Genomic DNA, 14799 nt, shown 5'->3' with positions numbered 1-14799 from the left:
GAAACCGTTTTTCTATGTCTTGATTTATAGCTGATTGCTGTATTCCTTATGGAACTCAACCACAGCCTCTATTCCTTTTCGGAATATGTCGAGAGGGAAGTTCTCATTTGGAGAATGGATGGCATTACTTTCAAGTCCGAATCCCATCAGTACTGTCTTTATTCCAAGAATCTGTTCGAAATCGCTTATGATAGGAATACTACCTCCGCGGCGTACTGCCAGCGGTTTCTTGCCGAATGCTTTTTCAAATCCTTTTTCGGCTGCCTTATATGCAGGAAGTGAGATAGGGCATACATAGCCTTCGCCACCGTGCATAGGGGTTACTTTTACCTGTACATATTCAGGAGCTATTTCGTTGATATAGTCAACAAATAGTTTTGAAATCTTTTCGTGGTTCTGGTGTGGCACAAGTCGGCACGAAACTTTTGCGTATGCCTTTGACGGAAGTACAGTCTTAGAGCCTTCGCCAGTGTATCCTCCCCAGATACCGCATACGTCGAACGATGGACGGCAACTGTTGCGTTCGAGAGTGGAATATCCCTTTTCGCCTTTCAATGCTTTCACTCCGATGGCATTCTTGTATTTTTCTTCATCGAAAGGAATGTTTGCTATCATTTCGCGTTCTTCTGCCGGAACCTCTTCCACATCATCGTAGAAATGAGGTACGGTGATGCGTCCGTCAGCATCAGTAATCTTGTCTATCATGCTGCACAATATGTTGATAGGATTTGCTACAGCACCGCCGAAGTGTCCGGAATGCAGGTCTCGGTTAGGACCTGTGACTTCTATTTCCCAATATGCCAGTCCGCGCAGACCTGTAGTGAGTGACGGAAGATCCTTGCCAAGCATACTTGTATCCGATACTAAGATAACATCAGCCTTAAGAAGTTCCTTATGTTCTTTCAGGAAAGCATTAAGACTAGGTGAACCTATTTCCTCTTCTCCTTCGAAAATGAATTTTACGTTGTGCTTCAGGAGGCCTTCGCGCACCATATATTCGAATGCTTTGGCTTGAATCATTGCCTGACCTTTATCGTCGTCGGCACCTCTGGCCCAGATATGTCCGTCTCTGATTTCAGGTTCAAAAGGATTGCTTTTCCAGAGTTCGAGCGGTTCGGCAGGCATCACGTCGTAGTGTGAATATATCAATACGGTAGGCGCATCAGGATTGACTCTCTTTTCGGCATATACCAATGGGTTGCCTTGCGAAGGCATGATAATAGCTTCGTCTGCACCTGCTTCGATTAGGAGTTGTCTCCATCTTTCGGCACATGCCAGCATATCTTCCTTATGCTGAGGCAGGGCACTGATGCTAGGTATGCGTATCAGACTGAAAAGTTCGTCGATGAAACGCTGTTCGTTTTCTTCAATGTATTTCCTTATTTCCATGGTTATAGAGTTGTTGTTTTGTTTAACAGATAATAATCGAGTATGGTCATGGCTGCCATAGCTTCCACTATAGATACTGCTCTTGGAAGTACGCACGGGTCATGGCGACCTCTCGCTTTTAATATTGTTTCGTTACCGTCTTTATCCACTGTAGGCTGTTCCATAAGTACTGTTGCAACGGGTTTGAATGCTACTTTGAAGTATATGTCCTGTCCGTTGCTTATACCTCCCTGGATACCTCCTGAACGGTTTGTACGGAAAGCTATCTTGCCGTTGTCGTTATAGAAGATATCGTTCTGCTGGCTGCCTTTCATGTTCATGTTGCCGAATCCCTGTCCGTATTCGAAACCTTTTGCGGCATTGATTGTGAGCATTGCATTGCCTAATGCTGCATGGAGTTTACCGAATGCCGGCTGGCCGAGACCAATAGGGCATCCTTTTATCACGCAATCAACAGTTCCTCCTATGGTATCGCCTTCACCTTTTGTCTTCAGAATGAGTTCAGCCATTGTCTGTGCCATAACAGGGTCCGGACATCTCACAGGATTCTTTTCAATCTCGCTTAAATCGTATGAAGTATAAGCCTTGTCGAGTTTCAGTTCGCCCACCTGCGATGTGTAAGCTGTAATCTCAATTCCCAACTGTTTCAAGGCTATTTTTGCCAGTGCTCCGGCAACAACTCGTGAGATGGTTTCGCGTGCCGATGAACGGCCTCCTCCGCGATGGTCGCGCAGTCCATACTTTTGAGTATATGTGAAATCAGCATGCGACGGACGGAAGACATCCTTCATGTTGTCATAGTCGCCTGAATGCTGATTGGTGTTCCATACCACGAAACCTATGGGGCATCCTGTGGAAACTCCATCGTATATTCCAGAAAGAAATTCAACCTGATCTGATTCCTTGCGTGCAGTTGTTATGGCAGACTGTCCGGGTTTTCTTCTGTCGAGTTCTTTTTGGATGAAATCCATGTCTATATGTATTCCTGCAGGGAAGCCGTCTATTACTCCTCCTATACCTTTTCCGTGTGATTCGCCGAAGCTGGTCAGACGGAATATATTTCCAAATGTGTTGTTGTACATTTTATCTCGTTTTTATATTTATATTAGTAGGTTGGTTTATTACCGGATTTATGGTAGAAATAATATTATAACTCATGTTGCCGACAGGTGTGGGCAGTGTTGCTGACAGTGGTCGGCAGCAAATAATGTCGGTATTTTGATTAGAATTTACTTCCGGCTCCTCCACCTCCGAAGCTGCCACCGCCGAAACTTCCTCCTCCGAAGCCACCGCCTCCGAAACCGCCCCGTCCGAAGCCTCCTCCCATGAAGATGCCTCCACCGAACGGTCCGCTCCGCCTTCCGTGGTGATGATTGTTCTCATCATCCACACGCTGTTCCTTGCGTACATAGTGGCCGCAGTTTGAGCAACATGACACTATTTCTTCGATATGGTATGTAGGATATTTGGCTATGGTGCGTCTGGAAATGACTTTCATTGTCTGTTTATGGCATTTAGGACAACGTTTTTGTCGTCTGACGGTAAGCCAAAGATAGAACATTGTAAATCCAATGACACCGAAAAGCAGCAGGAACAATATTATAGAATCTTCACCTGATCCGGAGCCAGGCTTATCCGGTGTTCCGTTTTCTCCGTCAAGATATCCTCTTAAGGCTTTTATTCCGGCAAGCATTCCTGCATCCCAATTCCCTTGTGAGAAGGCCTTGTTCATATATCTCACCTGTATCTTCTTGCAGATGGCATCAGGCAATACACCTTCAAGTCCGTATCCGGTTGCAAACTGTATGCAGCGTTCGCCTGTTACGAGAAGTATAACAAGACCGTTGTCTTTTTCTTTCTGTCCGACTCCGTTTTCTTGACCGAGGCGGTATGCAAAATCAAAACAGTCGCCACCTTCAATCTGTTCTACTGCTACTACAAGAACCTGTATTCCTGTTTTCTGCTCTAGTGAAAACAGTGTGGTGTCTATGGCGGCAACAGTCGATGCAGAAAGAATATTGTCAGGATTGCTGACGTATCGGGTACGATCCATGAGATGTACCATAGGAACATCTTTTACCTTATATTCTTTTGCGGTAGCCGTCATGCAGCAGCACAATGCGAGCAGTATTGCTACGAAATGCAGTCTTCTCATAGTCGTATCAGAATTTTACTTCCGGTGCTTTTTCAGAACCTTCGGCTGCTTCGAAATAAGGACGTTTCTCGAATCCGAAAAGTCCGGCTATGATATTTTTAGGGAAACGGCGGATTGTTGTGTTGTAACTCTTGGCTATTTCGTTGAATTTTCTGCGTTCCACGCTGATTCTGTTTTCTGTTCCTTCAAGCTGAGCCTGCAAAGCCTGGAAATTTTCGTTTGCTTTAAGGTCCGGATAGTTCTCTGTAATAGCAAGCAGTCTGCCGAGTGCGGCACCTATTTCACCTTGTGCCTTCTGGTATGCCTGAAGCTTTTCAGGAGTAAGATCCTCAATGCTGATAGTGGCCTGTGTAGCTTTCGATCTTGCCGATACTACAGCATCCAAAGTTTCTTTTTCGTGTGCTGCATATCCTTTCACGGTATTCACAAGGTTAGGGATAAGGTCGGCACGGCGTTGGTACTGGTTTTCTACATTGCTCCATGCTGTGCTTACCGATTCGTCTTGCGAAACGAGTGAGTTATAAGATGAAATACTGTAAATTACTAAAATTACAATTACTGCTATAACAGTGATGATTGTCCAAGTTTTCTTCATAATTTCTTTTGGTTTATAAATATTAAATTGAAATTCAGCGCAAACATAATAAAAATAACGGTGTCATAAACAGTTGGCCTATGATAGTTTTTTGTGTTTTTTGCCGGAGAATATTTCTTTTATTCTTCTATATATCTTTACTCCTGTCATAATACCGTCGTATGCAGCCATTCCGGTGTTGAAATGGTGCATCATCAAATCCATTTTGCTTTTTGTCTCAGGTGGTGAGAAAAGGTTCTGCGTCAGTTCGTGGATTCTTTCCTTTGACGCTCTCAGCTCTGCCTTTTTGCTGTTTTTCCTGTCAGAGATGATTTGTATGCTGTATTTGGTTGTTTCGTTCATTATATATTATTGTTTAGGGTTGTTTTCTTCTTTATCTTTATCCTCTAGGAATAGTCGTGCCAGAAAATTGACCATCGGCTGGAAGATTATTTTTTGTCTGAGGATATATATCACAATGCCGAGTAGTAATATACAGCCGCCGATTATAGCATAACTGGCAATAATATTATTGACAAAAGAGTCTATCGTATAAACCAGCATGAACGAGAAATAAAACAAGGCTGTCATCCCCAGAACGATGAGGACGCAGATCAGGATAAGTGTTGATATGAGAATGGTGAGCTTCTCCACCAGGTCAAGCTTGATGTATTGTCCCTGAAGCTCTATATATTTTTTTATTTCCTTGAACAATGCTTCCAGATTGTCAATGCTTTTGTCGTTGGCAAACATATTTGTCTTTACTTTATAATTAATAAAAAAGGGAAATTTAAAAGGAAGTTCCGTCAGTCGCGTTAGCGTGAGCGGCTTTTCCTTTTAAAATCCCTAATGAGTTTTCTCAAAATCTTAAACTGACAGAAGTATTGTCTTTTCTGTCTGAAGTCTTTTTACTCTGCATCTTTCACTTCTGCTGCAATCTGGTCAACCAAGTCTTCCATTTCAGCACGATTTAGTCTGATTCCTTTCTGGCGAAGGATTTCAGCTATTTTTCTACGAGTGTCTTCGCCTTTTTCCGGAGCGAATAGGATTCCGGCTGCTGCACCAAGAGCTACTCCGCCCAAGAATGCTGCTACAATGTTCAATGCTTTCATGATAATAGTGTTTTATCGTTGTGTATGATGCGTCTTTAATTATTGTTGCATAGAAATTGATATGCAGACAATATTGAATGACGGTATCATAAACAGGTTTATTGTTTTAGTTTCTACAAATCTAATAAAAAAGATTGTATTTTGTCCGTCTTAATCCGTGAAAAATTATCATTTTATTCTGATAAATGTATAATTAACGGTTTTTAACTGCATTGAAAGCTTTATATTACTACTTTTGCCACGAAAAGCCAGTAAGGTGAATCTATAAATCAAAATAAACATAAAGACGACATGAAAAAATTATTCGTATTAGGAATGGGATTATGCCTTGTATTGGCATTCTCTTCTTGCAAATCAAGTGAAAGTGCTTATAAAAAAGCATATGAGAAAGCTAAACAAAACGAATTGGCTGAGGCGAAAGCTCAGGAAGAAGTGGTTGAACCAGCTCCGGTGGTAGAGGCTGCTCCTGTTCAGACTCCTGCTCCTGTTTCTCCTGCTCCTGTTCGTGAAGAGAAAGTTGAACTTGTTTCAGGTGATGGACTTAAGGCATTCAGTGTTGTGTGTGGAAGTTTTGGTGTAAAAGCTAATGCTGACGGTTTGAAATCAACACTTGACGGACAGGGTTATAATGCGAAAGTTGTATATAATGCGGAACGTAATATGTATCGCGTTGTTGTAGCATCTTTCGATACAAGAGAAGAAGCTGCTGCTGCAAGAGATGCTTTTAAGGCTAAATATCCTAACCGTCAGGATTTCCAGGGTTCATGGTTGTTATACCGTGTTTATTAATGGAAAATAGCTCGGAATTATTATTCTAATTTTCATATTATAAGCGATGGCATCTAGGCTATCGCTTTTTTTTGTACATTTGCGAATTGTTTTTTTTATTTTGATGTATTATGAAGAATAGGTATTATGTTTGTATAATTTGCTTGTTGGTAGCAATGTCGTCTGTGGCACAAGAGAAATTTGAATTGTTTAAGTATGGTGACATGGACAGTTGGGTAACGCGTAGGATAGAAGAGTCGTCCATTATAGGTGGTAACGTTAAATATTTGTATGAACTGGGGCCTGAGATGGATTTTGACGGAAATATTCCATATAAAAATCAGGGCGGTTCGCCATGGGGAAATTCTAATGTCATGGCTAAAGTGGCAGGTATAGTAAAGACAAATACGAGTGTGTTTCCGGAAAAACTCACTCATGGCAAGTGTGCACGTCTGGAAACTCATATTGAAAGTGTCAAGGTGTTGGGACTGGTAAATATCTCTGTGCTGGCATCAGGTTCTATGTTTCTTGGAGATATTAAAGAACCCATAACCGGTACTAAGGATGGTGAAGAAAAGTTGAATTGTGGTGTCCTCTTCTCGAAAAGGCCAAAGGCTATACGTTATGACTATAAAGTGAAAATGTCTGATCAGAAAGATAGAATACGTATGACTGGCTTCAGCAAGAAAACTGTAGTGAAAGGTAAGGATGCGGCAATAATGGTTTGTTATCTCCAAAAAAGAACAGAAGATGCTGAAGGGAATATAATAGCGGAGCGAGTTGGAACTGCTGCGGTGAAATACTCGGATAATTCCGACTGGAAGAAAGGTGTTACATATGAGATAATGTATGGCGATATAACCGGCAACGCTAACTATGTTCCTGAACTTATGGCTTTGGGAACCGGTGGATATCATGCACGCAACAGCAAAGGCGAGAGCGTGATGATAAAAGAAGACGGATGGGCAGACAAGGATGAAACTCCAACTCATATCATTGTACAGTTCACTTCAAGCATAGGCGGTGCGTTTGTTGGTTCACCTGGAAATACTCTTTGGATTGATAATGTAGGTCTGGTGTATTAACCAAATGCTAGGATTTTTTAAGTTATATATATAAGGCTGTAATAAATTAATTTGTAAATTTGCTGCCACTTATGAGTAGGATTTTAGCAATTGATTACGGAAGAAAGCGTACTGGGATAGCTGTTACAGATCCGATGCAGATTATTGCAAGCGGACTTACAACTGTGCCTACACATGAACTTGCGGATTTCATTATGAAATATGTCGCTCAGGAAAAGGTGGAACGGATTATCATCGGTCATCCTAAACAGATGAATTATGAGGATTCGGAGAATATGAAGAATATTATTCCTTTTATGAACAGACTGAAGAAATTGCTTCCTGCAATTCCTGTGGAATTGGTTGACGAAAGGTTTACATCTGTATTGGCTCATCAGGCTATGCTAGCTGGAGGCTTGAAGAAAAAGGACAGGCAAAACAAGGCGCTGGTGGATGAGATAAGCGCAACTATAATTTTACAGTCGTATCTCGAATCGAAAAAATATTAATAACAGAATAAAATAATAAAGATGATTTTACCGATTTACGTATATGGCCAACCTGTATTGCGTCAGGAGGCTGAAGATATAACTCCGGATTATCCGAACCTGAAAGAATTGATTGAAAATATGTTTGAGACTATGGATCGTGCCGACGGTGTAGGTCTGGCTGCTCCACAGATAGGATTGCCAATCCGTGTGGTTGTGATAAATCTTGATGTTCTTTCAGACGAAATGCCGGAATTCAAGGATTTCAGACGTGCATATATCAATGCACATATCATTGAAACAGGTGATGAAATTGTCTCAATGGAAGAAGGTTGCCTTAGTTTGCCTGGGGTACATGAGACTGTAAAACGTCCTGACAAAATACATGTGACATACCTTGACGAAAATCTTAATCCTCATGATGAATGGGTAGAAGGATATCTGGCAAGAGTTATGCAGCATGAGTTCGATCACTTGGATGGTACTATGTTCATTGACCATCTGTCTCCATTGAGAAAACAGATGATTAGAGGAAAACTTAACAAGATGGTTGAAGGTAAAGCACGCTGTGCTTACAAGGTGAAAACTGTAAAATGATAAAAAAGCTTCTATACATATTATATATAGGCTTGATGACACCTGTAGTGGCCCTGTCGCAAATAAATACGGACAGGGTTATGACTATAGGTAAGAATGCTCTCTATTTTGAGGATTATGTATTGTCAATACAATATTTTAATCAAGTTATCAATGCAAAACCATATTTGGCGGAACCTTTCTTTTATCGTGGACTTGCAAAACTGAATCTGGATGATTTGCAAGGTGCTGAAGCTGACTGTACGCAGTCGATAGACAGGAATCCGTTTGTTGCCAATACATACCAGATAAGGGGAATAGCCAGAATACGTCAGGAAAATTTTGACGGTGCGATAGCCGATTATCGTAAGGCTTTGACTATAGAGCCTGAAAATGAAGCGTTCTGGCATAATCTTATACTATGTAGAATTCAGAAAAAAGACTATCCTACGGCAAGAGCCGAACTTGATACTCTCATTTCATTATCTCCGAAATATACTGATGCTTATTTGATGCGTACGGAAGTGTCATTGAAAATGAAGGATACAATACAGGCCATGTCTGACGCTGACAAAGCTATAGAAATGGACCGTTATAATCCGGACCCGTGGGCTTCAAGGGCTGTATTATTTATGCAGAGAAGTAAATATGCAGAGGCGGAATCGGATTTTGATGAGGCTGCAAGACTTTCGTTTAAAAATTCTGGAATATATATAAACAGGGCTTTGGCAAGGTATTATCAGAATAACTTGCGAGGCGCCATGGCTGATTATGACATCGCTCTGGATATTGATAGGGATAATTTGATTGGACATTACAACCGAGGACTGTTAAGAGCTCAGGTAGGTGATGACAACAGGGCTATAGAGGATTTTGACTTCGTATTGAATGTGGAACCGGACAATCTGATGGCTGCATTTAATAGAGGATTGCTCCGTAGTAAGACTGGAGATTATAAAGGAGCTGTGGAAGATTATACTTTGGTGTTGGACGAATATCCGAACTTTATGCCTGGCTATCAATGTAGGGCTGAGGCTTATCGCAAAATGGGAGATCTCAAGAGAGCTGACGCTGATGAGATAGTAATGCTTAAAGCTCAAATTGACGCACAGACCGGAAATAAGAATAATACGGCTTCGAATGACAAGACAAGAAAGAAGTCTGATAAGAATATGAACAACTATCGTAAAATCGTTGTTGCCGACAATGATGAAGAAGATAGCAAATACAGGACTAACTATCGCGGTAGGGTGCAGGATAAGAATATCAATATTCTTCCTCAGCCAATGTTTGCCTTGACTTATTATGAACGTAAGGATGAGGTGAGAAGACAGGTTAACTTCAATGATAGAATAGCCAGAATGAATGAAAAACACCTGTTCCCGCAAAGGTTGATTATCACGAATAGTGAAATGGCTTTAAGTGAGGATCAGGTTAAGCAGCATTTTGCTTCCATAGACCGTCTGTCGGCTTCTATAGCCAATAATCCGGAAAATGCATTGAATTATTATTCACGTGCGCTGGATTTTTATCTGGTTCAGGATTTTGACAATGCTATCAATGACTTGAATGAATGTATAAAGAAAGACAGTACGTTTTTCCCTGCATACTTCAGTCGTGCATTAATTCATTATAAGGAACTGGAGTATAGAAAGCGTGAAAAGAGTTTCGAGATAGTAGTTACAGACGATAAGACAGCACAGGTGAGGTCTTTGGATTATGCTAAGATACGTGATGATTTGGATAAGGTGATAGAGCTGGCTCCTGATTTTGTATATGCATATTACAACAGGGCCAATATCCTTACCATAATGAAAGATTATCGTGGAGCAATAGCTGATTATAATAAGGTTTTGGAGATAGAACCAAATCTTGCGGATGCTTATTTTAATAGAGGATTGACTCATATTTTCCTTGGAAACAATAGGCTTGGAATACAGGATTTGAGCAAGGCAGGAGAATTGGGTATATTCTCTGCTTATAATATCATAAAACGTTTTACGGCTAAAGAAAACTAACTTTTATATCAAAAAGAAACCTATTATAGAAACTTTTACTAATTTTGCGGATAAAACTGAGTAAAAATAAGATTAATATATAAAAATCATGATTAAGATAACTTTCCCGGATGGTTCCGTTCGTGAATATAACGAAGGCGTAACCGGTCTGCAGATTGCAGAAAGCATAAGCTCACGTTTGGCACAGGATGTTTTGGCGTGCAGCGTAAATGGTGAGACTATAGATTTGAGTCGTCCTATAAACGAAGATGCTGAATTTGTTCTTTACAAATGGGATGATGAACAGGGTAAACATGCGTTCTGGCATACAAGTGCACACTTGCTTGCTGAGGCTCTTCAGGAACTTTATCCTGGAATTCAGTTTGGTATCGGTCCGGCTATCGAAAACGGTTTCTATTATGATGTAGATCCGGGTGAGGCTGTTATTAAAGAAGGTGACCTTCCTGCCATAGAAAAGAAAATGATTGAACTGGCTGCCAAGAAAGAGGCATTGGTTCGTGAAAACATTTCAAAAGAAGATGCATTGAAAATGTTCGGCGAAAGAGGAGAAACTTATAAGTGCGAACTTATCTCTGAATTGGAAGACGGACATATCACTACTTATACTCAGGGTGCATTTACAGACTTGTGCCGTGGTCCACACTTGACTTCTACAGCTCCTATCAAGGCCGTTAAACTGTTGTCAGTGGCAGGTGCATACTGGAGAGGACAGGAAGACCGTAAGCAGATGACACGTATCTATGGTATTTCTTTCCCTAAGAAGAAAATGCTCGATGAATATCTTGCATTGCTTGAAGAAGCTAAGAAGCGCGACCATCGTAAAATAGGAAAAGAAATGGATCTGTTCATGTTCTCTGATACAGTAGGTAAGGGATTGCCTATGTGGTTGCCGAAGGGAACAGCTCTTCGTATCCGTCTTCAGGATTTCTTGCGTCGTATCCAGGCAAGATATGACTATCAGGAAGTAATGTGTCCGCCAATAGGTAACAAGCTTCTTTATGTCACTTCAGGTCACTATGCAAAATATGGTAAGGATGCATTCCAGCCAATCCATACACCGGAAGAAGGAGAAGAGTACTTCTTGAAACCGATGAACTGTCCTCATCACTGTATGATATATAAGAACTCTCCACGTTCTTATCGTGACCTTCCTTTGCGTATCGCTGAGTTCGGTACTGTATGTCGTTACGAGCAGAGTGGTGAATTGCATGGATTGACTCGTGTACGTAGCTTTACACAGGATGACGCTCACTTGTTCTGCCGTCCTGACCAGGTGAAAGACGAGTTCTTGCGTGTAATGGATATTATTTCAATCGTGTTTACTTCGATGGGACTTGAAAACTTTGAGGCTCAGATTTCATTGAGAGATAAAGTGAACCGTGAAAAATATATCGGATCTGAAGAAAACTGGGAAAAGGCTGAACAGGCTATTATCGAGGCTTGCCAGGAAAAAGGATTGCCTGCAAAGATCGAATATGGTGAAGCTGCATTCTATGGTCCTAAACTTGACTTTATGGTTAAGGATGCTCTGGGACGCCGTTGGCAGTTGGGTACTATTCAGGTTGACTACAACTTGCCGGAAAGATTCCAGTTGGAATATATGGGATCGGATAACCAGAAGCACCGTCCTGTGATGATTCACCGTGCTCCATTCGGATCTATGGAACGTTTCGTTGCTGTTCTTATCGAACATACAGCTGGTAAGTTCCCATTGTGGTTGACTCCTGATCAGGTTGCAATTCTTCCTATTTCTGAAAAATTCAATGAATATGCTGACCATGTTCGTATGGAACTTAAGAAATATGATATTCGTGCCTTGGTTGACGACAGAAACGAGAAAATCGGACGTAAGATACGTGATAATGAAATGAAACGTATCCCTTACATGCTTATTGTAGGTGAAAAAGAAGCTGAAAATGGCGAGGTAGCCGTAAGAAAACAGGGTGAAGGCGACAAAGGAAGCATGAAAATAGAAGATTTTGCAAAAAATATTGCAGAAGAAGTTCATAATATGATAAATAAATGGTAACTTTGCAACCGTTTTCATGAATACGAATTAAATATTCATGAAAACGGTGTAAAAACTATTAAAGAATAATTTATAAAAACGTAATTCAAACTGGAATAAAAGTTATTAATGAAGAATGACAATTTAAAAGGGCAACATCGAATCAACGAACAGATTCGTGCCAAAGAAGTCCGCATAGTGGGCGATGATATTGAATCAGCAGTTTATCCGTTGGCGCAAGCTTTAAAGATGGCCGAAGAGCATGAAGCTGACTTAGTTGAAATTTCACCCAATGCTGTTCCACCGGTTTGTAGAATTATAGATTATTCTAAATTCCTTTATCAGTTAAAAAAACGCGCTAAGGAACAGAAAGCTAAGCAGGTTAAGGTTAATGTTAAGGAAATCCGTTTCGGACCACAGACAGATGAGCATGACTATAACTTTAAGCTTAAACATGCAATAGGTTTCTTGCAGGACGGTGATAAAGTAAAAGCTTATGTATTCTTCAAGGGACGTTCAATCCTCTTTAAGGAACAGGGCGAAGTTCTTTTGTTACGTTTTGCAAATGACCTTGAAGAGTATGCTAAAGTAGAGCAGATGCCGTTGCTGGAAGGTAAAAGAATGATAATATCATTGACTCCTAAGAAAGGTCCGGCTCCAAAGAAAACTGCTCCACAAGCTAAAGCCGTTAAAACTGAAGAGGAAGAAGATTAAAAAACAAGAGCGTATAGCGCGCAGGTATAGTGCGTTATTGCCTTTAGAATAATAATAATTAAAAATTTAAACAAGATGCCAAAGATCAAGACTAACTCCGGTTCTAAAAAAAGATTTACTCTTACCGGAACAGGTAAAATCAAAAGAAAGCACGCTTTTCATAGTCACATTTTGACTAAGAAGACTAAAAAGCAAAAAAGAAACCTTGTACACTCAGGATTAGTTCACAACTCAAACCTAAGCCAGGTAAAGGAACTTCTTTGCATGAAGTAATTTTAGCTTTAAAAGCGTATTTTGTATCATTTAAATTATTAACCGAATGTATTAGCTTTAAGTCCGATTGTAAAATATCGGCGCTTTCATTCAAAAAAGAATTAAAACTATGCCAAGATCAGTAAATCACGTTGCTTCAAGAGCAAGAAGAAAGAAAATTTTAGGTTTAACCAGAGGTTACTTTGGTGCTAGAAAGAATGTATGGACAGTAGCCAAGAATACTTGGGAAAAAGGTTTGACTTATGCTTACCGTGACCGTAAGAATAAGAAACGTAACTTCCGTGCATTGTGGATTCAGCGTATCAATGCAGCTGCTCGTTTGGAAGGTATGTCATACTCTAAACTGATGGGTGCTTTGCACAAAGCTGGTATTGAAATCAACCGTAAGGTTTTAGCTGATTTAGCTATGAATCATCCAGATGCATTCAAAGCTGTTGTTGCTAAGGCAAAAGCTGCTTAATAGCTTCTAAGGAATAAAAAGTTATTAAAAAGCTGTTCTCACAAATGAGAGCAGCTTTTTTTTGTATTAAAATGATGGTGAAACTTTGTAATATTAATTTTTTGTATTATATTTGTAATACAAAAATATAGCCGCACTTGCAGAATCGGGAAACTCATCAAATTATAAGAAATACCGAGACAAGCTTCATATTCTAATGGCGGGCCACGCCTTCGGGTAGCATTTATGCCGGTGGATTACAAAGGAATTGAGCTCTCAAATCATGTCTATCGGAGTTTCGTCACGCCTCGGGTGCGGCTTCTTTTATATCTAAACTTCATTCAGAAAATACTTTATATTAGGTGTGTGTAAATGATTTGTGTTTTTTCATTTCACACATTTCTTATTTTAAAACTATATATCCCACTAATTTGTATATTTTACGTACGAATCAGTGGGATATATTGTCAATATACGCTTATTTCTAACTATATCAGTAATATCTATCAATTCAGTTCTTTTCGTCTATTATAGGGAAAATAAGTCATTCATCTTTGTTGTCCATATATTTTTCTCCGTACCTTTCTGAGTATTTTTTATTTATTATTTCCCGTAGCTCAGTAAGAGCTTTGTGGCAATACTTTATTATTGTTTTCTTATTCTTATTGAATTTTGTTGCTAATGTAAAATATGACTCTTTATTTATCCTTCCTATTATAATTTGTTTTTCCAGATATTCAAGTTCCTCTATTGATTCATCCATTATTTCCAAGGCTATTTTGTCTTTAATGTCGTCTGAGTAATATTTATATGGGAAAGTTGGCTCTTTGGACAAATCTTCATAGTAACTAGTGTTTTTCTTACGCGGGTCTGTAACTCTGTCTTTGCAAAAGTTTAATGTAACTTTTTTAACCCAGACATCAAATTTGCCTTTTTCATAGTAACTTGTACTCAAACGATTGATGACATGTAATATGGCATCATGGATTACATCTTGTTTTTCATTTGCATTAAATGGGAATAAAGAAACTACGCTTTCAATGTCCTTAAGTATTCTGTCCCAAGTCTCTTCGTCTAAATTGAAAATGTTCATATCTCTTGTATTTTATATTGTTTTTGTAAATATAAAGTAAAAGATATGAAAAAAGAAATATTTCATTAAAAATAATACATTTTTCTTATAATTTTTACGTTTTTGGATTTTTATTTATTGAATATGCA

The 14799-nt window shown here is 39.7% G+C and carries 17 protein-coding genes; 9 read left to right on the top strand and 8 right to left on the bottom strand.

Going from position 1 to position 14799, the window contains the following annotated elements:
• Positions 1 to 24: 24 nt before the first annotated feature.
• From NW213_RS08330 to NW213_RS08300, 7 genes are all read right to left on the bottom strand, one after another.
• Entirely contained in the window at positions 25 to 1389 is a 1365-nt protein-coding gene (locus tag NW213_RS08330; protein ID WP_258322462.1) for a dipeptidase, read from the bottom strand.
• A 2-nt stretch (positions 1390 to 1391) separates the two neighbouring features.
• Positions 1392 to 2471 (bottom strand): chorismate synthase, encoded by a 1080-nt coding sequence (aroC, locus tag NW213_RS08325; RefSeq protein ID WP_258322461.1) that lies wholly within the window; start codon positions 2469 to 2471, stop codon positions 1392 to 1394.
• Positions 2472 to 2611: 140 nt separating this feature from the next.
• The gene (locus tag NW213_RS08320) at positions 2612 to 3544 is read right to left on the bottom strand and encodes a YgcG family protein (protein WP_258322460.1); all 933 of its coding nucleotides are present in this window, start codon (positions 3542 to 3544) and stop codon (positions 2612 to 2614) included.
• A gap of 7 nt (positions 3545 to 3551) precedes the next feature.
• Positions 3552 to 4139, bottom strand: coding sequence for a LemA family protein (locus NW213_RS08315; RefSeq protein WP_258322459.1), 588 nt, complete (start codon positions 4137 to 4139; stop codon positions 3552 to 3554).
• 78 nt (positions 4140 to 4217) lie between these two features.
• Entirely contained in the window at positions 4218 to 4481 is a 264-nt protein-coding gene (locus NW213_RS08310) for a hypothetical protein (RefSeq protein ID WP_154043888.1), read from the bottom strand.
• Positions 4482 to 4487: 6 nt separating this feature from the next.
• On the bottom strand, positions 4488 to 4871 hold the full coding sequence (locus NW213_RS08305) for a phage holin family protein (protein ID WP_154043887.1): 384 nt from the start codon (positions 4869 to 4871) through the stop codon (positions 4488 to 4490).
• A gap of 155 nt (positions 4872 to 5026) precedes the next feature.
• The gene (locus NW213_RS08300) at positions 5027 to 5230 is read right to left on the bottom strand and encodes a YtxH domain-containing protein (RefSeq protein ID WP_154043886.1); all 204 of its coding nucleotides are present in this window, start codon (positions 5228 to 5230) and stop codon (positions 5027 to 5029) included.
• Positions 5231 to 5521: 291 nt separating this feature from the next.
• Here NW213_RS08300 and NW213_RS08295 point away from each other — a divergent pair, with 291 nt between their 5' ends.
• The 9 genes from NW213_RS08295 (at position 5522) to rplT (ending at position 13599) form a co-directional block, all read left to right on the top strand.
• Positions 5522 to 6019 carry an SPOR domain-containing protein gene (locus NW213_RS08295; RefSeq protein ID WP_204393820.1) on the top strand — a complete coding sequence of 166 codons (498 nt, stop codon included), beginning with the start codon at positions 5522 to 5524 and terminating at the stop codon, positions 6017 to 6019.
• A 110-nt stretch (positions 6020 to 6129) separates the two neighbouring features.
• The gene (locus NW213_RS08290) at positions 6130 to 7083 is read left to right on the top strand and encodes a PCMD domain-containing protein (RefSeq protein ID WP_258322458.1); all 954 of its coding nucleotides are present in this window, start codon (positions 6130 to 6132) and stop codon (positions 7081 to 7083) included.
• Positions 7084 to 7154: 71 nt separating this feature from the next.
• Positions 7155 to 7571, top strand: coding sequence for a Holliday junction resolvase RuvX (gene ruvX, locus NW213_RS08285; protein WP_154043883.1), 417 nt, complete (start codon positions 7155 to 7157; stop codon positions 7569 to 7571).
• A gap of 21 nt (positions 7572 to 7592) precedes the next feature.
• Entirely contained in the window at positions 7593 to 8147 is a 555-nt protein-coding gene (gene def / locus NW213_RS08280; protein WP_154043882.1) for a peptide deformylase, read from the top strand.
• A complete protein-coding gene (locus tag NW213_RS08275; protein WP_258322457.1) occupies positions 8144 to 10144 on the top strand; it encodes a tetratricopeptide repeat protein in 2001 nt (666 codons plus the stop codon). The genes def and NW213_RS08275 overlap by 4 nt, the downstream gene beginning before the upstream one ends.
• Before the next feature lie 88 nt (positions 10145 to 10232).
• Positions 10233 to 12173, top strand: a complete 1941-nt coding sequence (gene thrS / locus NW213_RS08270) for a threonine--tRNA ligase (protein ID WP_258322456.1) — start codon at positions 10233 to 10235, stop codon at positions 12171 to 12173.
• A gap of 108 nt (positions 12174 to 12281) precedes the next feature.
• Positions 12282 to 12866 (top strand): translation initiation factor IF-3, encoded by a 585-nt coding sequence (gene infC, locus NW213_RS08265; protein WP_258322455.1) that lies wholly within the window; start codon positions 12282 to 12284, stop codon positions 12864 to 12866.
• Between the two features lie 75 nt (positions 12867 to 12941).
• Positions 12942 to 13139, top strand: a complete 198-nt coding sequence (gene rpmI, locus NW213_RS08260; RefSeq protein ID WP_154043878.1) for a 50S ribosomal protein L35 — start codon at positions 12942 to 12944, stop codon at positions 13137 to 13139.
• 109 nt (positions 13140 to 13248) lie between these two features.
• Positions 13249 to 13599 carry a 50S ribosomal protein L20 gene (rplT, locus tag NW213_RS08255; protein WP_258322454.1) on the top strand — a complete coding sequence of 117 codons (351 nt, stop codon included), beginning with the start codon at positions 13249 to 13251 and terminating at the stop codon, positions 13597 to 13599.
• A 523-nt stretch (positions 13600 to 14122) separates the two neighbouring features.
• Here the strand turns inward: rplT and NW213_RS08250 are convergent.
• The gene (locus NW213_RS08250; RefSeq protein ID WP_154043877.1) at positions 14123 to 14671 is read right to left on the bottom strand and encodes a sigma-70 family RNA polymerase sigma factor; all 549 of its coding nucleotides are present in this window, start codon (positions 14669 to 14671) and stop codon (positions 14123 to 14125) included.
• Positions 14672 to 14799 lie beyond the last annotated feature (128 nt).

Origin of the sequence: Bacteroides sp. ET336, from assembly GCF_024733815.1 — a bacterium.
Lineage (GTDB): Bacteria > Bacteroidota > Bacteroidia > Bacteroidales > Bacteroidaceae > Phocaeicola > Phocaeicola cellulolyticus.
The sequence above is the reverse complement of the archived record's forward strand: the minus strand, read 5'-3'. Positions and strand labels throughout refer to the sequence as shown.

Coding starts and splice junctions, on each gene's coding strand:
- thrS (WP_258322456.1), top strand. CDS start 10,233: ATGATTAAGATAACTTTCCCGGATGGTTCCGTTCGTGAATATAACGAA.
- ruvX (WP_154043883.1), top strand. CDS start 7,155: ATGAGTAGGATTTTAGCAATTGATTACGGAAGAAAGCGTACTGGGATA.
- rpmI (WP_154043878.1), top strand. CDS start 12,942: ATGCCAAAGATCAAGACTAACTCCGGTTCTAAAAAAAGATTTACTCTT.
- rplT (WP_258322454.1), top strand. CDS start 13,249: ATGCCAAGATCAGTAAATCACGTTGCTTCAAGAGCAAGAAGAAAGAAA.
- NW213_RS08275 (WP_258322457.1), top strand. CDS start 8,144: ATGATAAAAAAGCTTCTATACATATTATATATAGGCTTGATGACACCT.
- NW213_RS08305 (WP_154043887.1), bottom strand. CDS start 4,871: ATGTTTGCCAACGACAAAAGCATTGACAATCTGGAAGCATTGTTCAAG.
- NW213_RS08300 (WP_154043886.1), bottom strand. CDS start 5,230: ATGAAAGCATTGAACATTGTAGCAGCATTCTTGGGCGGAGTAGCTCTT.
- NW213_RS08315 (WP_258322459.1), bottom strand. CDS start 4,139: ATGAAGAAAACTTGGACAATCATCACTGTTATAGCAGTAATTGTAATT.
- NW213_RS08250 (WP_154043877.1), bottom strand. CDS start 14,671: ATGAACATTTTCAATTTAGACGAAGAGACTTGGGACAGAATACTTAAG.
- NW213_RS08290 (WP_258322458.1), top strand. CDS start 6,130: ATGAAGAATAGGTATTATGTTTGTATAATTTGCTTGTTGGTAGCAATG.
- NW213_RS08330 (WP_258322462.1), bottom strand. CDS start 1,389: ATGGAAATAAGGAAATACATTGAAGAAAACGAACAGCGTTTCATCGAC.
- def (WP_154043882.1), top strand. CDS start 7,593: ATGATTTTACCGATTTACGTATATGGCCAACCTGTATTGCGTCAGGAG.
- NW213_RS08295 (WP_204393820.1), top strand. CDS start 5,522: ATGAAAAAATTATTCGTATTAGGAATGGGATTATGCCTTGTATTGGCA.
- infC (WP_258322455.1), top strand. CDS start 12,282: ATGAAGAATGACAATTTAAAAGGGCAACATCGAATCAACGAACAGATT.
- aroC (WP_258322461.1), bottom strand. CDS start 2,471: ATGTACAACAACACATTTGGAAATATATTCCGTCTGACCAGCTTCGGC.
- NW213_RS08320 (WP_258322460.1), bottom strand. CDS start 3,544: ATGAGAAGACTGCATTTCGTAGCAATACTGCTCGCATTGTGCTGCTGC.
- NW213_RS08310 (WP_154043888.1), bottom strand. CDS start 4,481: ATGAACGAAACAACCAAATACAGCATACAAATCATCTCTGACAGGAAA.